Genomic DNA, 20,064 nt, shown 5'->3' on the forward strand with positions numbered 1-20,064 from the left:
GGCATCGAACCCACCGTTGCACGTCCGGAGAGCCCGCCATGAACGCCAGCCCGCCCCGCCGCCCGTCCACCGCCTACCGCTATCTGTTCGTGCTCGGCCTGGGCCTGTTGATCGGCCTGATCGCCACGGTGATGGTCGGCCGCGCCCTGCAGGCCCGCGGCGATCCGTTCCCGGACAGCCTGATGCAGGTGATGCAACGGCAATCACAGCTGCTGCAGCAGGCCCAGCAGCAGAACCGCTGCAGCCTGGCCGACAGCGTGCCGCGGTTGCAGGCGATGCGCCTGCTGTCCAACGACCTGGACCTGGCCTTTCCCGGGCTGAAGGACAGCGCGCAGTTCCAGCAACATGCCAGCCAGCTTCGCGGCAACCTCAACGCCGCTCTGGCTGCGCCACCCAGCGACTGCACGGCCCTGGCCCGGGTGGTGGAAACGGTGCAGGCCGACTGCCGCGCCTGCCACCAGGACTTCCGCTGAGCCGCATTCATCCTGCAGCCGGACAAGGCCTGCGCGGTTGGCGCCTTGTTCACGTTCAAAAGGGGACGATTCGTCCACCCTGCTGCATGACGCAGTACCACCCCAGACACCCGCCTTCACGGCCAGGAGACGCCCCATGAAGATCCAGCTCATCGCCGCCAGCGCCATCGCTACCCTTGCCCTGGCTGGCTGTGCCACCTCGCCCGGCTACGGCGGTGGTGGTTACAACAACGGCTACAACAATGGCGGCTACGGCAACAATGGTGGCTACAACCAGGGCCGCTGCGCCGACTGCGGCATCGTGACCCGCATCAACACCGTGCAGTCCGGCCGTACCGCGCCCAGCGCGACCGGCGCGATCCTGGGCGGCATCGTCGGCGCCGTGGCCGGCCACGAGATCTCCGACCACACCGGCGGCAGCCGCGGCAACAAGAACATCGCCGCCGCTGCAGGCGCGGTCGGTGGCGCACTGGCCGGCAACCAGATCCAGAAGAACGTGACCAGCGATACCTACGACATCAGCGTGCGCATGGACGATGGCCGCACCATCGTGGTCAACCAGCGCGACCTCGGCGGCATCCGCGAGAACACCTACGTGCGCGTAGTCAACGGCAAGGTCATCCTGCGCTGACCTGCATCGGGCCGACGGCAAAGAAAAGGCCCGCTTGCGCGGGCCTTTTCATTTGACGGTATGCAGCGCGATCAGGTCGGCTGAACGGCGTCGGCCTGCAGGCCCTTCTGGCCCTGCACGACGGTGAAGGTGACCTTCTGGCCTTCCTTCAGGCTCTTGAAGCCCTGGGTCTGGATGGCACGGAAGTGCACGAACACGTCTTCGCCGTTTTCACGGCTGATGAAGCCGAAGCCCTTTGCATCGTTGAACCACTTGACGGTACCGGTCTCGCGATCAGACATCTCACTAACTCCCTGGTGACTCTCTCTTGTTGTAGGAAACGCCTGGTGGGCGGCTGACAAGCAAGGGGGAAGCGAGGTGCATCGATGCAGCGGATCGGGAAGATCTTGCTTCATCAGGCCACGATCCACGGTGACCTTGCCAAGCTCAGCGACTGCAACTTAACCCGCCCAAAACGAAAAAGCAACTGGCAAAATCTTTCACTGTCAACCCCAAAACGACCACCATACGGGACAGCATGGGACTCTCATTCATCTTATATCTGCTAGCGGTCATTTTTGTCCTCGTCGGCATCGCCGGAATCATCCTTCCGGCCCTCCCCGGCATCCCGCTGGTATTCATCGGACTGCTGCTTGCGGCGTGGGCCGACGGCTTCGCCCACGTCGGCTGGCCGACCCTGGTCGCGCTGGGCGTACTGACCCTGCTCTCGCTGCTGGTGGACGTACTGGCCACAGTGGTGGGTGCGCAGCGGGTCGGTGCCAGCCGCAAGGCGCTGTGGGGCACGTTCGTCGGCAGCATCGTCGGGCTGTTCTTCATGCCGATCGGCCTCTTTGCCGGGCCCCTGATCGGCGCCTTGGCCGGCGAGTACTGGCACACCCGTGAACTGGGCCGCTCGACCAAGGTGGGTCTGGCCACCTGGCTCGGCATCCTGCTCGGCCTGGCGCTGAAACTGGCCGTGGTGATCGCGATGCTGGGCCTGTTCGCCTTCGCCTGGTTCCTGTAAGCCGCACCGTCTTCACGCCGCGCGCACGCGGTGGCCGTGCATAAACCGTGGGGGCTGGCCGCGATGCGGTACAGCCGCCACACTGTGCGATTCCCGTATACACCGAAGGGCCTGCTGGAATGACCCTCCCTCCGCTGCTTCCCCGCCTTGCGCCGCTGGCGCTGGCCCTGGCCAGTGCCCCATTGGCCGCGCAGGAATTCGTGCCCAGCACCGATACCTCGCCCGCTGCGTGTGCCGCCATCACCACTGACGCGGCGCGCCTGGCCTGCTATGACCGCCTGTTCGCGCATACGCCACAGACCACGGCCGCCGCGGATGCCGCTGCCGAGGCGGCCGCGCAGGCCCGTCGCGAAGAACGCCAGACCGCACGCGTGAGCCAAGGCGAAGAGAAACTGCGCGAGCGGGTCAGCGACCTGTTCCGCCCCGCTGCGCCGGACAGCGCGCTGGCCAATGCCGGCCGCGGTTCGCTGTTGGACAGCCGCTGGGAACTGGCCGAGGACTCCAAGCTCGGCCCATTCCAGCTGCGTGCCTACAAGCCGGTGTACCTGCTGCCCGCGTTCTGGACCAGCGACCGCAACACCACGCCGCATTCGCCGAATCCGGCCAACACGGTCACCACGCCGCAGGTGCTGGACAGCGCCGAACTGAAGTTCCAGATCAGCTTCAAGACCAAGATCGCCGAGAACCTGTTCGGCGACAACGGCGACATCTGGGCCGGCTACACCCAGAGCTCGCGCTGGCAGGCCTACAACGGCGAGGATTCGCGCCCGTTCCGCGAAACCAATTACGAGCCGGAAGTGATGATGGTGTTCCGCAACGGCTACTCGATCGGTGGCTGGCGTGGACGCATGACCGGCATCGCGCTGAACCACCAGTCCAACGGCCGCGCCGATCCGCTGTCGCGCAGCTGGAACCGGGTGATGCTCAACATCGGCCTGGACCGCGAGAACTGGGCGCTGGTGCTGCGGCCGTGGTACCGCATTCCCGAGACCCGCAGCGACGACAACAATCCGGACATCGAGGACTACATGGGCCGCGGTGATGCGACCCTGACCTGGAACCGCAACGGCCACGAAGTCTCACTGATGGCGCGCCACTCGCTGCGCACCGGCAGCCGCTCGCACGGCGCCCTGCAGCTGGATTACGGCTTCCCGATCAGCAACCTGCTGCGCGGCCATGTGCAGGTCTTCGACGGCTATGGCGAGAGCCTGATCGACTACAACCACAAGGCCACCTACGTGGGCGTGGGCGTGTCGCTGCTGGAGTGGTTCTGATGGACGTGACGATCTGGCACAACCCGGCCTGCAGCAACTCGCGTGGCGCATTGAAGCTGATCCGCGATGCCGGCTTCGAGCCGGAGGTGATCGAGTACCTCGGCAATCCACCCGATGTGGCCACACTGCGCCAGGTGCTGGCCGAATCCGGCCTGGACGCGCAGGCGCTGGTGCGCAGCAAGGAAGCACAGTTCACCGAACTGGGCCTGGAAGATGCGGACGAGGCCACGCTGCTGGCCGCGATGGCCGCACACCCGCGCCTGATCAACCGCCCCGTGGTGCGCACGCCCAAGGGCACCCGGCTGTGCCGTCCACCGGAAACGGTGCTGGAGATCCTGTAACGGAAAAGGGGACGGAGGGGATTAAGTCGTTTGTGCACAAACGACTTAATCCCCTCCGTCCCCTTTTCTGGTTACCGCCAGTCGGTGATGCCCTCGCGGCGGTATACCTCGGCGAACGCCGGGCGCGCCTTCATCGACGTGGCATGTGCCTTCAGCATCGGCCAGGTGTCGCTGGGCTTCGGCATGTTGCGCGACCAGCGCATCAGCATCACCAGCATGTAGTCGACCACGCAGGGCGTGGTGCCCAGCAGGTAGGGGCCATGCGCCTGCAGGTGCGTGGCGACCTGCTGCCAGGCCGCCTCAAGGCGCTGACGGGCCATCTCGCGGCTCGCTTCGATATTTGCCTCACCTGCCATTTCGTGCGGATAGAACCAGGCCCGATAGGCCGGCTGCAGCGTATTGGCACACCAGAACATCCAGCGGTAGGCATCGGCGCGCTGCGGCGTGCCCAGTGCGGGCAGCAGGTTGGCCTCCGGATGGCGGTCAGCCAGATACAGTGCGATCGCCGCCGCTTCGGTCAGTACCAAGCCATCGATCAGCAGTGTCGGCACCACACCGGCCGGATTCAGCGCCAGGTACTCCGCCGACTTGTGCTCGCGCGCGTCGAAATCCAGCAGCACCAGTTCGTGCTCGATGCCCAGCTCGATCAGCAGCCAGTGCACCACCAGCGCGGCGGTACTGGTTGAACCATACAGCGTGGTACTCATGCGCGGGGCCCGTGTGGATGGATCGGCCGATTATGCGCCCACACGGGCTGTCGCTGCTCAGCCGCAACTGCTCATGCAGGTATCGCGGCTTTCGCCACAGGACATGATCGGCGTGCGTATCGCGCAGTCGTGCGTCTTCAGTTCACAGGAACGGCGCAACTCGGGGTTGGCAACGTCCTTGCAGCGCTTGTCCGGCGCCGGCACCATCTGTTGTTCGCAGCTGAAGTCGTTGCTGCCGATACTGCCCCGCGCCATGCAGCTGCGATAGTCGGCCTGACACTGCATGCGGCACTGCGAGGAGGCGGAGAAGTCCGCACCTTCATAGGACGAGGTTGTACTGCAGCCGGCCAGGGCCAGCAGGATCGCAACGGCGATGAATCGATGCAGGCCCATGAACACGTCCTGTGTGAGGTCGCGCCGAGCCTAGCAGAGCAGAGCAGATGCTGCAGGTTCGTTAACCCTCACCACACAACAACGGCGCCACACGGGCGCCGTTGCTTGAACCGGAAGCGCGGCAGGATTACTCCACCACCACCGGAATCTTGCCGATGCGGGCCTGCCATTCGCGCGGGCCGGTCTTGTGCACCGACTCACCGCTGGAATCCACCGCCACCGTCACCGGCATGTCCTGCACGGTGAACTCGTAGATCGCCTCCATGCCGAGGTCGGCGAATCCGACCACCTTGGCGGCCTTGATCGCCTTGGACACCAGGTAGGCCGAACCGCCAACAGCCATCAGGTAGGCCGACTTGTTGTCACGGATCGCCTCGATCGCCGCCGGGCCGCGCTCGGCCTTGCCGACCATGCCCAGCAGGCCGGTCTGTTCAAGCACCTGACGGGTGAACTTGTCCATGCGGGTCGCCGTGGTCGGACCAGCCGGGCCCACCACTTCGTCGCGCACCGGATCGACCGGGCCGACGTAGTAGATGAAGCGGCCCTTCAGATCGACCGGCAGTTCCTCGCCCTTGTTGAGCATGTCGACCATGCGCTTGTGCGCGGCGTCGCGGCCGGTCAGCAGCTTGCCGTTCAGCAGCAGGGTCTGGCCCGGTTTCCAGCTGGCCACGTCCTCCGGGGTGATCGTGTCCAGGTCCACGCGGGTGCCCTTGGACGAATCGTAGGTCAGCTTCGGCCAGTCCTCCAGCGACGGCGGGTCCAGCATCACCGGGCCGCTGCCATCCAGGGTGAAGTGCGCATGGCGGGTGGCCGCGCAGTTCGGGATCATCGCCACCGGCAGGTTGGCCGCATGAGTCGGGTAATCGTTGATCTTGATGTCGAGCACGGTGGTCAGGCCACCCAGGCCCTGCGCACCGATGCCCAGCGCGTTGACCTTCTCGTACAGCTCCAGGCGCAGCTCTTCAATGCGGTTGGACGCACCACGGGCCTGCAGCTCGGTGATGTCGATCGGCTCCATCAGCGCTTCCTTGGCCAGCAGCATCGCCTTCTCGGCGGTGCCGCCGATGCCGATGCCGAGCATGCCCGGCGGGCACCAGCCGGCGCCCATGGTCGGCACGGTCTTCAGCACCCAGTCGACGATGGAGTCGGACGGGTTGAGCATGGCGAACTTGGTCTTGGCTTCCGAACCACCGCCCTTGGCGGCGACGATCACGTCGACAGTGTTGCCCGGCACCACCTTGACGTTGACCACGCCCGGGGTGTTGTCCTTGGTGTTGATGCGCTTGCCGGCCGGATCAGCCAGCACCGAGGCGCGCAGCTTGTTGTCCGGGTGCATGTAGGCACGGCGCACGCCTTCATTGGCCATGTCTTCCACGCCCATGGTGGCGTCGTCCCAACGCACGTCCATGCCGATTTCCAGGAACACGGTGACGATGCCGGTGTCCTGGCAGATCGGACGGTGGCCTTCGGCGCACATGCGCGAATTGATCAGGATCTGCGCCATCGCTTCCTTCGCGGCCGGCGACTCCTCGCGCTCGTAGGCGGCGGCAAGGTTCTTGATGTAGTCGACCGGGTGGTAGTACGAGATGTACTGCAGCGCGTCGGCGATGGACTGGATGAGGTCTTCCTGCTTGATCGATGTCACGACTTGCTCGCTTGCTGGAGGCTGGCGGGGGTAATCCCCCCATTTTACCCCCTCCCCCGGCCGCGGGGTGGTAGTGCCGGCCGCTGGCCTGCACTATCCACGCACACCCTCTGTCACGCCACGCGCCACTGCGGCGTCCTTGCCCACATGAACGCTGAAACCGCTTTCCAGAACCACCGTCCGCGTCTGATGGCGCTGGCCTACCGCCTGCTCGGCAGTCGCACCGACGCCGAAGACGTGGTCCAGGATGCCTGGTTGCGCTGGTCCGGCGCCGACCCGGCGGCCGTCCGCGACCCCGAAGCCTGGCTGGTCACCACCACCACCCGGCTCGGCCTGGACCGGCTGCGCGCAGCCAAGCGCGAGCGCGTGCATTACGTCGGCCCGTGGCTGGCCGAGCCACTGGCGGTCACCCTGGAGCCCGACCCGGCGCCCGGCCCGGCCCAGCTGCATGCGCTGGCCGACGACATCTCGGTCGCCTTCCTGACCCTGCTCGAACAGCTCGGCCCCGAGGAACGCGCCGCCTTCCTGCTGAAGGAAGCCTTCGACCACGATTACCGTGAGATCGCCGACCTGATCGGCCACAGCGAGGCCAACTGCCGGCAACTGGTGCACCGTGCCCGGCAGCGCCTGCAGTCTGGGCGGCCACGCTTCAATGCCGATGCCAGCCAGCACCGGCAGCTGCTGGCACGCTTCATGGACGCTTCCCAGCGCGGCGACAGCGAAGCGATCCAGACCCTGCTGCACGCCAACGCGTTGCTGGTCTCCGACGGTGGCGGCGTGGTTACCGCGGCGATCCGCCCGCTGCTGGGCGCCGAACGCATCGGACGCCTGTTCTGGGCCATCGCCCGCCGTGGCGCGGCGCATTCGGCGCAGCTGGGCTACGTCAACGGCGAGCCGGCGATCCTGCGCTTCATCGGTGATCGCCTGCACTCGGTCACCACCATCGAGGTGGTCGCTGGCCGCATCGCCAACGTGTACAGCGTGCTGAATCCGGAAAAGCTGCCGGACGTTGTCACGAACAGGGACGGCACGGCGTCCTTGTAATGAAAGGCGGCCATCGTGGCCGCCGTGGAGCCGAAAATGTCCGACCACGCCTCTCCCCGCGTCCCTTACACCCGCCTGGCCGCCGAAGCCTTCAAGGGCCTGCTGGCCACCAGCCAGGCGGTGCATGACAGCTCGATTGATCCGACCCTGATGGAACTGGTGTTCCTGCGCGTGTCGCAGCTCAACGGCTGCGGCTATTGCATGGACATGCATGCCACTACGCTGCGCAAGGGCGGCATCGAGCCGCGCAAGCTCGATACCCTGCCCGCCTGGCACGAAAGCCGTTTCTTCGATGCCCGCGAGCGTGCGGCGCTGGGCTGGGCCGAGGCACTGACCCGGCTGACCGACGGTGCACCGTCACAGGCGGCGTTCGATGCACTGGCACCGCACTTCGATGAGAAGGGCATCAGCGACCTGAGCATGGGCATCGCGGTGATCAATGCCTGGAACCGGCTGGGCGCCGGGCTGCTGCCGCCGCTGCCGTAAAGGGAGGCAAGCCGGGCCAGGCAGGTTCTGCAGCTGTTGGTAGGTGTCGACCTTGGTCGACACGGTAGATCCACGCCATGCGTGGAGGTGGTGGGTCGGATCCCTTCGCATTACGAAGGGCTCTGACCCGATCCGGGCAGATGAGGTCAGAGCCCTTTGCTCCGCAAGGGGATCTGACCCCGGTGTCGGCCACACGGCTGCACTGACCCCATCTGCACGCGTCAGGCGCGCACAATACGCACATGCCTGCTACCCCCACCGCTGGCGCTGCCGCCGCGAAGAAACCCAGCCTGCGCCAGCGCTTCAGGGCGATGCGCAACCTGCCACCGTTCCTGCGCATGGTCTGGAAGACCAGCCCCGCGCTCACCCTGGCCAGCCTTGGCCTGCGCCTGATCCGTGCGCTGCTGCCGGTGGCGATGCTCTACGTCGGCAAGCTGATCATCGACAGCGCCCTGCACCTGAGCCAGCACGACGCTGGCTTCCCGCCGCTGGGCGAAGCACTGTCCAGCGGCATACTGAATCCGCTGCTGGGCCTGCTGGCGCTGGAATTCGGCCTGGCCATCGCCTCGGATCTGCTCGGCCGGCTGGTCAGCTACGCCGATGCTCTGCTCTCGGAACTGTTCGCCAACGTCACCAGCATCCGGCTGATGGAGCACGCTGCGACGCTGGATCTGGAGGATTTCGAAGACCCGGACCTGCAGGACAAGCTGGACCGTGCGCGACGCCAGACCATGGGCCGGATGAACCTGATGAGCCAGTTGTTCGGCCAGGTGCAGGACGCGATCACCGTGGCCAGCCTCGCCGTCGGCCTGCTGGTCTACGCGCCGTGGTTGATCCTGCTGCTGGCGCTGGCCCTGGTGCCGGCCTTCATCGGCGAATCGCACTTCAACGCGGCCGGCTACAGCCTCAACTTCCAGTGGACGCCCGAGCGCCGCCAGCTCGACTACCTGCGCCAGCTCGGTGCCAGCGTGGAAACGGCCAAGGAAGTGAAGATCTACAACCTGCATCGCTTCCTGGTGGAGCGCTACCGGCGCCTGTCGGTGGCGCTGTTCCAGGCCAACCGCGCCCTGGCCCGGCGCCGCGCGTTCTGGGGCACGCTGCTGGCCGCACTGGGCACGCTGGGCTACTACACCGCCTACGCCTACATCGCCTGGCGCACGGTGCGCGGCGACTTTTCGATCGGCGACCTGACCTTCCTCGCCGGCAGCTTCCTGCGCCTGCGCCAGCTGCTGGAGGGCCTGTTGATCGGGTTCTCGCAGGTGGCCAGCCAGGCGCTGTACCTGGATGACCTGTTCTCGTTCTTCCAGATCCAGCCGGAAATCCACTCGCGTGAAGGTGCGGTGCGCGTGCCGCAGCCGATCCGCCAGGGCTTCGTGTTCGAGAACGTCGGCTTCCGCTACCCGGATGCCGAGCAATGGGCGGTGCGCCACCTTGATTTCCAGCTGCAGGCTGGCGAAGTACTGGCGCTGGTCGGTGAGAACGGCGCCGGCAAGACCACCCTGGTGAAGCTGCTGGCACGGCTGTACGAACCGGACGAGGGCCGCATCCTGCTCGATGGCCGCGACCTGCGCGACTACGACCTGGACGACCTGCGCGCCAACCTCGGGGTGATCTTCCAGGACTTCGTGCGCTACAACCTCAGCGCCGGCGAGAACATCGGCGTCGGCCAGGTCGAGGCGATGGACGACCAGGCGCGCATCGCCGACGCCGCACGGCGTGGCATGGCCGAGGAAGTGATCGACGACCTGCCCGGCGGCTACGACCAGCTGATCGGCCGCCGCTTCAAGCAGGGCGTGGACCTGTCCGGCGGCCAATGGCAGAAGATCGCCATCGCCCGCGCATGGATGCGCAATGCGCAGGTGATGATCCTGGATGAGCCAACGGCGGCGCTGGATGCGCGAAGTGAGTTCGAGGTGTTCCAGCGGTTCAGGGAACTGGCGGATAATCGCACCGCAGTGCTGATTTCCCACCGTTTCTCTTCGGTACGCATGGCCGATCGCATCCTGGTGCTGGCCGATGGCCGGATCGAGGCCAGCGGCACCCATGAAGAGCTGATGGCCCAGGGCGGCCGCTACGCCGAGCTGTTCGAGCTGCAGGCGGCCGGCTACCGCTGAGAACGCCTCTCGTTCCGCCTAATGAGAACCTGTCTCATTTGAGATAGAATCACCCCGACGACTTCCGATAGATACGCCCATGTCCTCCGCTTTTGGCGCCGAAACGGTGCTTGAGGTCCGTCATTGGACCGATGCCTACTTCAGCTTCACCCTCACCCGCGACAGCGGTTTCCGCTTCGAGAACGGCCAGTTCGTGATGATCGGCCTGGAAACCGAGGCGCGGCCGCTGCTGCGCGCGTATTCCATCGCCAGCGCCAACTGGGAAGAGCATCTGGAGTTCTTCAGCATCAAGGTGCAGGACGGCCCGCTGACCTCGCGCCTGCAGCACATCAAGCCGGGTGACAAGGTGCTGGTCGGCAAGAAGCCCACCGGCACCCTGCTGATCAGCGATCTGCACCCCGGCAAGAACCTGTACCTGCTGGGCACCGGCACCGGCATGGCGCCGTGGCTGTCGGTCATCAAGGACCCGGAAACCTACGAGCGCTTCGAGAAGGTGATCCTCTGCCACGGCGTGCGCTACGAAAAGGACCTCGCCTACCGCGACTACTTCGAGAAGGAACTGCGTGAGCATGAGTTCCTGGGCGAGATGATCGGCGACAAGCTGCTGTACTACCCGGCCGTCACCCGCGAGCCGTTCGCCAACCAGGGCCGCCTGACCCAGCTGATGGAAAGCGGCGAGATGCAGCGCACCCTCGGCCTGCCGGAGCTGAGCCCGGAGAATGACCGCGCGATGATCTGCGGCAGCCCGCAGATGCTGGCCGACCTGCGCAGCGTGCTCGATGCCCGTGGCTTCCAGGTCTCGCCGCGTATCGGCCAGCCGGGCCACTACGTGTTCGAGCGCGCGTTCGTCGAGAAATAAACAAAAAGGGGACGGAGGGGATTAAGTCGTTTGTGCACAAACGACTTAATCCCCTCCGTCCCCTTTTTGGGTTCATCTCACAGCAGCGCTTCGATCTCGCCGCGCAGCTGCTCCGGCTTGGTGGTGGGCGCATGCCGCGACACCACCTGCCCCTGGCGGTCGACCAGGAACTTGCTGAAATTCCACTTGATGCGGGCGCTACCCAGCAGGCCGCGCTTCTCGCGTGACAGCCATGCCCACAACGGATCAGCCCCCTCGCCATTGACCTCGATCTTCTCCGACAGCGGGAAGCTGACCGGGTAGTCCAGCGAACAGAACTGGCGGATCTGCGCGGCGTCGCCGGGCTCCTGTGCACCGAACTGGTTGCATGGGAACCCGATCACCACCAGGCCACGCTCGCGATACTCCTGCCACAGCTGTTCCAGCCCGGTGTACTGCGGGGTGAAGCCACAGCGGCTGGCGACATTGACCAGCAGCATCGGGTGCCCCTGGTACCGGGCCAGGGCCTGCGGCTGGCCGTCGAGGTCGCGGAAGCTGAAGTCGTAGGCAGTGGTCATGGCAGCGGGCCGTGGGCGGTGAATGCATGGTACCCGCGCCCGGCCCCGGCAACATGCCTTTTGACACAAGTGCGGGCGCCGCCGGCCGGGTTACCCTCGGGCCCTTGTTTGCCTTACCGGAGTTCCTACCTTGACCACTCGCCTTGCCCTTGCCGTGGCCATGTCCCTCGGCCTTGCCCTGCCCGCCTTCTCGGCCGGCGCCGCCACCCCGGCTGCCAGCACCCATGCCCAGCAGGCCAACCCGTTCTTCGCCGAAAGCCCGCTGCCGCTGCATTTCCCGCAGTTCGACAAGATCAAGGACAGCGACTTCGCCCCGGCCTTCGACGCCGGCATGGCGCAGCAGCTGAAGGAAGTGGAGGCGATCGCCAACAACAAGGCCAAGCCGACCTTCGACAACACCATCATCGCCCTGGAAAAGAGCGGTGACATCCTCGACCGTGCGACCACCGTGTTCTTCAGCCTGGTAGGCGCCGATACCAACGACACCCGCAAGAAGCTGCAGGCCGACTACTCGGCGAAGTTCGCCGCGCACAGCGATGCGATCGCGCTGAACGGCAAGCTGTTCGCCCGCATCCAGGCGCTGTACGACACCCGCAGCCAGCTGGGCCTGGACGCCGAAGGCGTGCGCCTGGTCGAGAAGTACTACGACAACTACGTGCGCGCCGGCGCCAAGCTGTCCGAGGCTGACAAGGCCACGCTGAAGGAGATGAACGCCGAGCTGGCCAACCTGGGCACCAAGTTCAGCCAGAACGTGCAGTCGGAAGTGAACGCTTCGGCGATCACCGTCGACGACGTCAAGGAGCTGGACGGCCTGTCCAAGGAGCAGATCGCTGCCGCCGCCGAAGCCGCCAAGGCCCGTGGCCTGGAAGGCAAGTACGTGATCACCCTGCTCAACACCACCGGCCAGCCGCCGCTGACCAACCTGGCCAACCGCGCCCTGCGCCAGAAGATCTACGAAGCCTCGACCACCCGCGGCAGCCGCGGCGGTGAGTTCGACAACACCGCGCTGGTCTCGCGCATCATGCAGCTGCGTGCCGACAAGGCCAAGCTGATGGGCTTCCCGAACTTCGCCGCCTACAACCTGACCAACCAGACCGCCAAGACCCCGGAAGCGGTCAACGCAATGCTCGGCAAGCTGGCTCCGGCCGCCGTGGCCAACGCCAAGCGCGAAGCCGCCGATCTGCAGGCGATGATCGACAAGGAACAGAAGGCCGCGCGCAAGCCGACCTTCCAGCTGGAACCGTGGGACTGGGCCTTCTACAGCGAGAAGGTGCGCCAGGCCAAGTACAACTTCGACGAGTCGCAGCTGAAGCCGTACTTCGAGATGAAGAACGTGCTGGAGAACGGCGTGTTCTACGCCGCCGGCCAGGAATTCGGCCTGACCTTCAAGCAGCGCACCGACCTGCCGGTCTACCACGATGACGTCACCGTCTACGACGTGTTCGACGCTGACGGCAGCCAGCTGGCGATCTTCATCTTCGACCCGTATGCACGCGCCTCCAAGCGCGGCGGTGCGTGGATGAACTCCTACGTCTCGCAGTCCAAGCTGACCGGCTTCAAGCCGGTGGTCGCCAACCACCTGAACATCCCGAAGCCGCCGGCCGGCCAGCCGACCCTGCTGACCTGGGACGAGGTGAACACCACCTTCCACGAGTTCGGCCACGCCCTGCACGGCATGTTCTCCAACGTGAAGTACCCGTACTTCTCGGGCACCTCGGTGCCGCGTGACTTCGTCGAGTTCCCCTCGCAGGTCAACGAAATGTGGTCGGACAACCCGGTCATCCTAAAGAACTACGCCAAGCACTACCAGAATGGTTCGGCGATGCCGCAGGCACTGCTGGACAAGGTGCTGGCAGCGGCCAAGTTCAACCAGGGCTTCGCCACCACCGAGTACCTGGGCGCGGCCATGCTTGATCAGCGCTGGCACCAGATCGGCGCCGACCAGGTGCCGGCCGCCAAGGACGTGATGGCCTTCGAGCGCGCCGCGCTGGAGAAGGACGGCATCTACTACGCGCCGGTCCCGCCCCGCTACAAGACCCCGTACTTCAGCCACATCATGGGCGGCTACTCGGCCGGCTACTACGCCTACATCTGGTCGGAAGTGCTCGACGCCAACACCCAGAAGTGGTTCAAGGACAACGGCGGCCTGAGCCGCAAGAACGGCGACCACTTCCGCGCCACCCTGCTGTCCAAGGGCGGCAGCGTGGATGCCATGCAGCTGTTCCGCGATTTCGCCGGCCACGAGCCGCAGATCGAACCGCTGCTGGAAAAGCGTGGCCTGACCGGCGCCGGCAACTGATCGCCCGCGCGGTAGCCTGAAACGAAAACCGCCCGGGAGACCGGGCGGTTTTTTGTTGGGGCATCCACGCATGGCGTGGATCTACTGGATTGCGTCATGTGTGGATCGATGATGCCGGGGTTCGTGGCGCGAATGGATCGTACCGACCAACGATCGGCACCCACCAATAGATCCACGCCATGCGTGGATGCTCTCCGGTCACCGCCGAAACAGTCGCTCCCACCACCGCCCTTTCGGCGTACCGGGCGTGGCAGCGGCAGTCGATGCGATATCCGGGTGCGCTGCCACGAACTCCGCCAGCTGTGCCGCCGCGGCCTCCGCATACAGCATCGCGCCATCCGGCGCGCAGTTCAGCAGATTGCTCAAGCTGGTCGATGCATTGAGATCCATCGGGTTCGGCTCGACCACCTCGCTGCCCTCCAGCAGTCCACAGCCCTTGGCGATGGCATCATCGACAACACGCCAGAAAACGACCAGGCGTCCATCGGAGAACAGCTCCTCCAGGCGCGCAGCCAGTGCGCTGTCCACTGCATGATCAGCGCGTAACTGCTTCAGCCGGGCATGCGTGATGAACACGCCACCACCATAGTTTTCACGTAGATGGTTGCCGGCGGCAGCATCCGCCCACTGCAACGGCACCAGTTGCCGCCAGTCCGCGAAATAGCGGGCGACCACCGGATCGTCGATGAAAAACGAAAGGGCGCTCCCGCGGAGATAGTGATACTGCCGAAGGTGGCCGGCCACGATCGCCAGGTACAAAGCGTGCCCCTTCTCGAAAGGCATTTCTGCGCTGATCGAGCGAGCCTCCTCGATGCGCTCCTGCAGCTGCTCCATGTAGAACGGCTCGATCTGGAACCGCTGCTGCAGCTCGGCGACCAGCGCGCCATCCTCAAGCGCACGGAAATAAATGTCACGGATCTCGGATTCCGCAATCGGATGATAGGTGATGTCCCAACCCATGCTGCGATGCCTTCAGTGAAGCGGTGATGCCGCTGGTCGACAAGTTTAGCGCCCACGTCACCCCAGCCAGGCACAGCGCCGACAACGCTCGCGCATGACGTCAAGCGATGTCGCGTCTTCCACGATCCGCACCATCGGTCGCGCAGGGCAGAAGTGCAGCCTCAACGTGGCGCCACGTACCCACCCGGCACGCCTTCCGGCGACAGCACCAGCTGCCACAGCTGCGCGTGCCGGCAACGGAAGGTGGCCATCGACCCGGCCAGGTAGAAGCGCCACATGCGCCGGAAGTGCTCGTCGTAGCGCGCATCCAGCTGCGGCCACGCCGCTTCCACGTTGCGCCGCCAGGCCTGCAGGGTCAGGTCGTAATCGGTGCCGAAGTTGTGCCAGTCCTCCAGCACGAAGCGGCCCTCGAACGCCTTGGTGATCTGCACCGCCGATGGCAGCATCGAGTTGGGAAAGATGTAGCGCGCGATCCACGGGTCGGTACGATGCCGCGAGATGTTGGTGCCGATGCTGTGCAGCAGCAGCAGGCCGCGCGGTGACAGGCAACGCCTGGCCACCTCGAAGAAGCTGGCGTAGTTCTTGTCGCCGACGTGCTCGAACATGCCGATCGAGAAGATCGCATCGAACGGCTCGTGCAGTTCGCGGTAGTCCTGCAGGCGGATCTCGATCGGCAGGCCGGCGCACAGTTCGCGGGCGAACTCGGCCTGCTCCTGCGAAATGGTCACGCCGACGCCACTGACACCGTAGCGCTCGGCGGCGAACTTCAGGGCTTCGCCCCAGCCACAGCCGATGTCCAGCACACGCTGCCCCGGGCGCAGGCCCAGCTTGCGGCAGACCAGGTCAAGCTTGGCTTCCTGCGCGGCGTCGAGATCGCCGGCATTGCGCCAGTAGCCACAGCTATAGACCAGGCGCTGGCCCAGCATGGCCTGGTAGAGATCATTGCCGAGGTCGTAGTGGCGGCGGCCCACCTCGTAGCTGCCCTGTCCCACCTGCAGGTTGAACAGGCGCGCCTTCAGTGCATCGGCCACTTCGCGCCAACCGTGCACCCGTTCGTCCAGGTGCGCCTGCATCAGGTGGACAAGGAATTCATCCAGGACGTTGGCATCCCACCAACCGTCCATGTAGCTCTCGCCGAGGCCAAGCGAGCCGTGCGCCATGACCCGCGCGAAGAAGCGCGGGTCATGAACCTGGATATCCTGTGGCTGGGTACCGCCGATGCGGACCCCGGCTTCCTGCAGCAGGCCGGCGACCCGCTCCTGCAACCCTGTATCCACGCCACCTCCTCGACTGCGGTCAACCGCGTGCGAACAGCTCCACGTAGTCCTTGGCCACGTGCGGCAACAGCACCGCCGCCGGTACATCGGCGGTCTGGGTGCCGTCCGAGTATGGACCCACCTGGTACGGCGGGAAAACAAAGCGCAGCGCGGTGATCTGCCCCTTGTCGTCGGTCAGCGGCTGGAACTGGCTGAAATTGTCGGCCTGCGGGCCGGTGCCGTCGGCAATCATGCGCGATGCGTTGCGCAGCGATTCCTGCAGCTGGGCCGGATCCATGTCCTCACCGCTGAGGCGGGTGGCCACGCGTTCACGCAGCTGGTCGGCGACGAAATCGCTGATCGCCTTCCAGCCCTTGGCATCGGCCACCAGCTTTTCGGCGCTGAGCATCTGCTGATGCTGCGGCAGCCACACGAATCGGGCCACCAGCGGTTCGCCATGGGCGCCACCGGTGTAGCGGCTGCCATCGGCACTGACCACCACCAGCTGCGGGGTTTCCAGCAGCTTCTCGAAGCTCAGCGACAGCTCGTAGGGCATGCTCGGCTTGTCATTGCCCAGCCCGTCCAGCGCCTGTTGCAGGTCACTGCGCGCACTCGTCGCATAGCTCTGCAGCGCGCGGGCCAGGCCCGGGTAGCGATCGATGCCGGCCGGGTAGCTGATACCCACCACTTCGCGTTCGTTGTTCTCGATCACGTCGCGCAGGTCCAGCGGCGCTTCCGTGACCGGCGTTTCGCCTGCGGCGGTGGCTTCGGCGGCGGGCGCCGCGTCGGTCGCCGGTGCCGGCTCGCTTTCACGCTGGCAACCGGCCAGCAACAGCACGCCCACCACGCCGGCCAGCACGCTGCCGTGCAATGGCCGGTTGTTTCCAATCTTCATCGGGATCCCCTGTTCATGTTTGTACATCATCGCCTGCCATGGCTGAAGCGTGGCCCGCTGGCATTCAGCCAACGAGCAGGTCGTGGTACTCCTCATGCCGCTGCAGGAAGGCCTCGGCGTAGGAACACGCCGGCACCACCTTGTACTTCTGCTCACGGGCAAAACGCAGCGCCACACGGGTCAGCTCACCGGCGATGCCTCGGCCGGCAATCGGCTCGGGCACCTCGGTATGCGTGATGACCATGCGCCTGCGTTTGATCTGGTAGTCCAGCACCGCCAGCTGTCCGCGCACACGGGCGGTGAAGCGATGGTTGGCCAGGTCGTGTTCGACCTCGTAGGCCAGACCGGGGGGCGTGACCGAAGCCATGGAACTGTCTCCTGCGGCGACTGCGTGGATGGTGCGCAGCCGGGCGCCATGATCGCGTGAAGCCTGAACAGGGGCAAGTCCGTTCCATTCACGTCAGTTTGCGACCCTCAAGCTGGAGCGCTGGCGGCCGCTATCGCCTGTGGAGGGGTACGGCCAGGCTGGCACGGCCCTTGCGACCGTTGATCATGCGCACCACCGCGGAGGCTCCGATGCACCCCAGCGATTCCCATTCAGATACCGACCGCGCCCTGCTGGAGGGCCTGCTGCAACTGGCCGTGGAGGGGCAGACCCAGGACCAGGATTTCCAGCGCATCGGCGAAGAAGTGTTCGCCCGCCTGCTGGATACCTACGGTCAGCAGCCCACGCTCTGAAACAGCGGGGGCGGATCGCTGCCGATCCGCCCCGCTCCCGTCTTCAACCGCCGCCGAGGCGGAAGGTCGGGTTGGAGAGTTCGCGCAGGAAGTGCGTGAAGATGCTCGGCTGCATGGCCAGCATGAAGATCACGCCGAACGCCGCGCCCGCCAGGTGCGCGCTGTGGTTGATGCGGTCACCGCCGCGCTTGTCCATCCAGATGCTGTAGCCGACGTAGAACGCGGCGTAGACGATGGCCGGCGCCGGGATGAAGAACACCAGGATGATCGACCACGGCTTGATCAGGATGAAGGCGAACAGCACCGCCGACACCGCACCGGACGCACCCAGGCTGAGATAGTTCGGGTTCTTCTGGTTCTTCAGGTAGCTGGGCAGGATCGAGACCAGCAGCGCACCGATGTAGAACGCCGGGTAGGTCAGGTAGCTGCCGGTCAGCTGCACCATCACGCTCTCGATGAATCCCCCGAAGAAGAACAGGGTGATCATGTTGAAGATCAGGTGCGACCAGTCGGCGTGGATGAAGCCATAGGTCACCAGCCGGTCGTACTGGCGGTGACGGTCGACGGCTGGCGGCCACAGGATCAGGCGGTCGGCCAGCTTGCGGTTGTTGAACGCCATCCACGACAGGATGGCGGTAATGGCGATCAACAGCAGATTGACGGGGGTCATGTCAGGCTCAGGCGCTACGGTAGTTGTCGACCATACGATAGCGTTTCGCGTACCAACCGAAGGCCAACGCCGCGACGAAGGCGAAACCGGCGAAGAAGAACATCAGGAACGCCGCTTCACTCAGGCCCGTACTGGCGATCTTGTGGGTCACCGCATCGTTGCGCACCGCCGCGTTGGACAGCAGCACCCACAGGTTGCCGATGGTGGTGGTCAGGTTCCAGAAGCTCATCACCACGCCCTTCATCGCCTGCGGCGCCTGGCTGTAGGCGAACTCCAGGCCGGTGGCCGAGACCAGCACCTCACCGAAGGTCAGCAGCGCATACGGCAGCATCTGCCAGAAGATCGACATGGCGTTGCCCCCGTCCATCACCACCTGGATGCCGCCGACCACGATCCAGGCCAGGCCGCTGAAGGCGATGCCGGCGGTCATGCGGCGCAGCGCGGTCGGCTCGAAGCCGAAGCGGCGCAGGGCCGGGTACAGCACCAGGTTGTTGAACGGAATCAGGATCATCACCAGCAGCGGGTTCAGTGCCTGCATCTGCGAGGCGGTGAACCAGCTCGGCATCTGCATCTGCTGGCCCTGCAGGACCCAGGTCGAGGCCTTCTGGTCGAACAGCGAGAAGAACGGCGTGGTCAGCGCGAAGATCACCAGCACCCGCAGCACCGAGCGCACACCTTCGACGGCTTCGGCCGGATGCTGGCCACGGGCGCGATCGAGCTGCAGCCAGGTGCCACCGCCGATACCGGCCAGGATCGATACCAGCGCCAGGCACAGACAGATGACAATGCCCAGCGAGCCAACCAGGCCGAACGAGGCCACTGCCAGCACCAGGCCGAGCACGGCGATCACCAGGCCCGGACGGCCCTGGCCGGCCACGCGCGTGGTCAGTGCGGTACGCACCACGTTGGCGAACGAATGCGGATCCTTCGGCGGCAGCGGCACCAGCACGTAGCGCTTGCGGCCCAGCCAGAACACGAAGGTGGCGATGAACATCAGGATGCCCGGGATGCCGAACGCCCACTGCGGGCCCCAGTTCTTCAGCACCAGCGGGATCAGCAGCGAGGCGAACAGCGAGCCGAAGTTGATGATCCAGTAGAAGGCGTCGAAGACGATCTTGGCCAGGTGCTTGTTGCTCTGGTCGAACTGGTCGCCCATGAACGAGGCCACCAGCGGCTTGATGCCACCGGCACCGAGCGCGATCAGGCCCAGGCCGAGGAAGAAGCCCTCGCGGCTGTTCTCGAACAGCGCCAGGCACAGGTGGCCGGCACAGTAGACCAGGCTGAACCAGAGAATGGTGTGGTACTTGCCGAAGAACCTGTCGGCCAGCCAGCCTCCGAGCAGCGGGAAGAAATACACGCCGATCATGAAGCTGTGCATGATGTCCTTGGCTTCACCGGCACGGCCTTCCGCAGTGATTTCCTGCAGCAGCAGCGAGGTGATCAGGAACTGCACCAGGATGTTGCGCATCCCGTAGAAACTGAACCGCTCGCAGGCCTCATTGCCGATGATGTACGGGATCTGGCGCGGCATCTTTCCCTGGCCGGCGATGGGGGCAACTGCGTCGTGGCTCATCCTGTAAGGCAATCCTGCAAAGCGAAAGGCGCAAGATTACCGGAAGCAGGGCTTGCGAAGCACGCTGCAGGGCTGCATGACAACGGTGCCAATCCATGGCAGGCAGCGACACTCCGTGCCGGAAGTCACGGCACCTGCACGACAAA

The 20,064-nt window shown here is 65.4% G+C and carries 22 protein-coding genes; 11 read left to right on the top strand and 11 right to left on the bottom strand.

The features are described from left to right. Window positions 1–38 precede the first annotated feature (38 nt). Both ACZK45_RS13940 and ACZK45_RS13945 read left to right on the top strand, forming a co-directional pair. Window positions 39–473, top strand: a complete 435-nt coding sequence (locus ACZK45_RS13940) for a hypothetical protein (protein ID WP_478444846.1) — start codon at window positions 39–41, stop codon at window positions 471–473. A gap of 136 nt (window positions 474–609) precedes the next feature. Beyond that, window positions 610–1,104, top strand: a complete 495-nt coding sequence (locus ACZK45_RS13945; RefSeq protein ID WP_010486804.1) for a glycine zipper 2TM domain-containing protein — start codon at window positions 610–612, stop codon at window positions 1,102–1,104. A gap of 71 nt (window positions 1,105–1,175) precedes the next feature. Here ACZK45_RS13945 and ACZK45_RS13950 read toward each other — a convergent pair whose 3' ends face one another. Further along, window positions 1,176–1,385 (bottom strand): cold-shock protein, encoded by a 210-nt coding sequence (locus ACZK45_RS13950; RefSeq protein ID WP_005410290.1) that lies wholly within the window; start codon window positions 1,383–1,385, stop codon window positions 1,176–1,178. Window positions 1,386–1,621: 236 nt separating this feature from the next. Here ACZK45_RS13950 and ACZK45_RS13955 point away from each other — a divergent pair, with 236 nt between their 5' ends. The 3 genes from ACZK45_RS13955 to arsC all read left to right on the top strand — a co-directional run bounded on the left by ACZK45_RS13955 (window position 1,622) and on the right by arsC (window position 3,722). Further along, a complete protein-coding gene (locus ACZK45_RS13955; protein ID WP_049398758.1) occupies window positions 1,622–2,107 on the top strand; it encodes a DUF456 domain-containing protein in 486 nt (161 codons plus the stop codon). A gap of 119 nt (window positions 2,108–2,226) precedes the next feature. After that, entirely contained in the window at window positions 2,227–3,381 is a 1,155-nt protein-coding gene (locus ACZK45_RS13960) for a phospholipase A (RefSeq protein WP_478444847.1), read from the top strand. Then, the gene (gene arsC, locus ACZK45_RS13965; RefSeq protein ID WP_049420898.1) at window positions 3,381–3,722 is read left to right on the top strand and encodes an arsenate reductase (glutaredoxin); all 342 of its coding nucleotides are present in this window, start codon (window positions 3,381–3,383) and stop codon (window positions 3,720–3,722) included. The genes ACZK45_RS13960 and arsC overlap by 1 nt, the downstream gene beginning before the upstream one ends. Window positions 3,723–3,793: 71 nt before the next feature. Here the strand turns inward: arsC and ACZK45_RS13970 are convergent, their stop codons facing one another. From ACZK45_RS13970 to ACZK45_RS13980, 3 genes are all read right to left on the bottom strand, one after another. Further along, complete coding sequence (locus ACZK45_RS13970) at window positions 3,794–4,429, bottom strand: glutathione S-transferase family protein (RefSeq protein WP_253143575.1); 636 nt, start codon at window positions 4,427–4,429, stop codon at window positions 3,794–3,796. Window positions 4,430–4,486: 57 nt separating this feature from the next. Beyond that, window positions 4,487–4,822, bottom strand: a complete 336-nt coding sequence (locus tag ACZK45_RS13975) for a hypothetical protein (RefSeq protein WP_478444848.1) — start codon at window positions 4,820–4,822, stop codon at window positions 4,487–4,489. A gap of 127 nt (window positions 4,823–4,949) precedes the next feature. Further along, window positions 4,950–6,467, bottom strand: a complete 1,518-nt coding sequence (locus ACZK45_RS13980; protein ID WP_125895487.1) for a fumarate hydratase — start codon at window positions 6,465–6,467, stop codon at window positions 4,950–4,952. Between the two features lie 147 nt (window positions 6,468–6,614). Here ACZK45_RS13980 and ACZK45_RS13985 point away from each other — a divergent pair, with 147 nt between their 5' ends. The 4 genes from ACZK45_RS13985 to ACZK45_RS14000 all read left to right on the top strand — a co-directional run bounded on the left by ACZK45_RS13985 (window position 6,615) and on the right by ACZK45_RS14000 (window position 10,970). After that, window positions 6,615–7,511: an RNA polymerase sigma-70 factor gene (locus tag ACZK45_RS13985; protein ID WP_125895486.1), complete on the top strand. Its 897-nt coding sequence runs from the start codon at window positions 6,615–6,617 to the stop codon at window positions 7,509–7,511. A gap of 36 nt (window positions 7,512–7,547) precedes the next feature. After that, on the top strand, window positions 7,548–7,997 hold the full coding sequence (locus ACZK45_RS13990) for a carboxymuconolactone decarboxylase family protein (protein WP_012511595.1): 450 nt from the start codon (window positions 7,548–7,550) through the stop codon (window positions 7,995–7,997). Between the two features lie 242 nt (window positions 7,998–8,239). After that, window positions 8,240–10,111 carry an ABC transporter ATP-binding protein gene (locus tag ACZK45_RS13995; protein WP_164080938.1) on the top strand — a complete coding sequence of 624 codons (1,872 nt, stop codon included), beginning with the start codon at window positions 8,240–8,242 and terminating at the stop codon, window positions 10,109–10,111. Between the two features lie 79 nt (window positions 10,112–10,190). Beyond that, a complete protein-coding gene (locus tag ACZK45_RS14000) occupies window positions 10,191–10,970 on the top strand; it encodes a ferredoxin--NADP reductase (RefSeq protein WP_046984352.1) in 780 nt (259 codons plus the stop codon). A gap of 77 nt (window positions 10,971–11,047) precedes the next feature. Here ACZK45_RS14000 and ACZK45_RS14005 read toward each other — a convergent pair whose 3' ends face one another. After that, complete coding sequence (locus ACZK45_RS14005) at window positions 11,048–11,527, bottom strand: glutathione peroxidase (protein WP_125895484.1); 480 nt, start codon at window positions 11,525–11,527, stop codon at window positions 11,048–11,050. Between the two features lie 130 nt (window positions 11,528–11,657). Here ACZK45_RS14005 and ACZK45_RS14010 point away from each other — a divergent pair, with 130 nt between their 5' ends. Then, window positions 11,658–13,826: a M3 family metallopeptidase gene (locus ACZK45_RS14010; RefSeq protein WP_253143580.1), complete on the top strand. Its 2,169-nt coding sequence runs from the start codon at window positions 11,658–11,660 to the stop codon at window positions 13,824–13,826. Window positions 13,827–14,024: 198 nt separating this feature from the next. Here the strand turns inward: ACZK45_RS14010 and ACZK45_RS14015 are convergent, their stop codons facing one another. The 4 genes from ACZK45_RS14015 to ACZK45_RS14030 form a co-directional block, all read right to left on the bottom strand. Then, the gene (locus ACZK45_RS14015; RefSeq protein WP_180837504.1) at window positions 14,025–14,786 is read right to left on the bottom strand and encodes a hypothetical protein; all 762 of its coding nucleotides are present in this window, start codon (window positions 14,784–14,786) and stop codon (window positions 14,025–14,027) included. A gap of 161 nt (window positions 14,787–14,947) precedes the next feature. Further along, a complete protein-coding gene (gene cfa / locus ACZK45_RS14020) occupies window positions 14,948–16,063 on the bottom strand; it encodes a cyclopropane fatty acyl phospholipid synthase (protein ID WP_478444849.1) in 1,116 nt (371 codons plus the stop codon). 19 nt (window positions 16,064–16,082) lie between these two features. Next, entirely contained in the window at window positions 16,083–16,964 is an 882-nt protein-coding gene (locus ACZK45_RS14025) for a DUF3298 and DUF4163 domain-containing protein (RefSeq protein ID WP_329893509.1), read from the bottom strand. Between the two features lie 37 nt (window positions 16,965–17,001). Continuing rightward, complete coding sequence (locus ACZK45_RS14030) at window positions 17,002–17,304, bottom strand: GNAT family N-acetyltransferase (RefSeq protein ID WP_006455911.1); 303 nt, start codon at window positions 17,302–17,304, stop codon at window positions 17,002–17,004. A 209-nt stretch (window positions 17,305–17,513) separates the two neighbouring features. Between ACZK45_RS14030 and ACZK45_RS14035 the strand changes: the two genes are divergently transcribed. Then, window positions 17,514–17,675: a hypothetical protein gene (locus ACZK45_RS14035; protein ID WP_165929939.1), complete on the top strand. Its 162-nt coding sequence runs from the start codon at window positions 17,514–17,516 to the stop codon at window positions 17,673–17,675. 43 nt (window positions 17,676–17,718) lie between these two features. On the opposite strand, the gene ACZK45_RS14040 is transcribed toward ACZK45_RS14035, so the two are convergent. Continuing rightward, window positions 17,719–18,345: a rhomboid family intramembrane serine protease gene (locus ACZK45_RS14040; RefSeq protein WP_032129656.1), complete on the bottom strand. Its 627-nt coding sequence runs from the start codon at window positions 18,343–18,345 to the stop codon at window positions 17,719–17,721. A gap of 7 nt (window positions 18,346–18,352) precedes the next feature. Continuing rightward, window positions 18,353–19,918, bottom strand: a complete 1,566-nt coding sequence (locus tag ACZK45_RS14045) for a POT-type proton-dependent oligopeptide transporter (RefSeq protein WP_032129657.1) — start codon at window positions 19,916–19,918, stop codon at window positions 18,353–18,355. Window positions 19,919–20,064: the final 146 nt, after the last annotated feature.

It is taken from the genome of Stenotrophomonas sp. 63632_Sma (assembly GCF_056482875.1).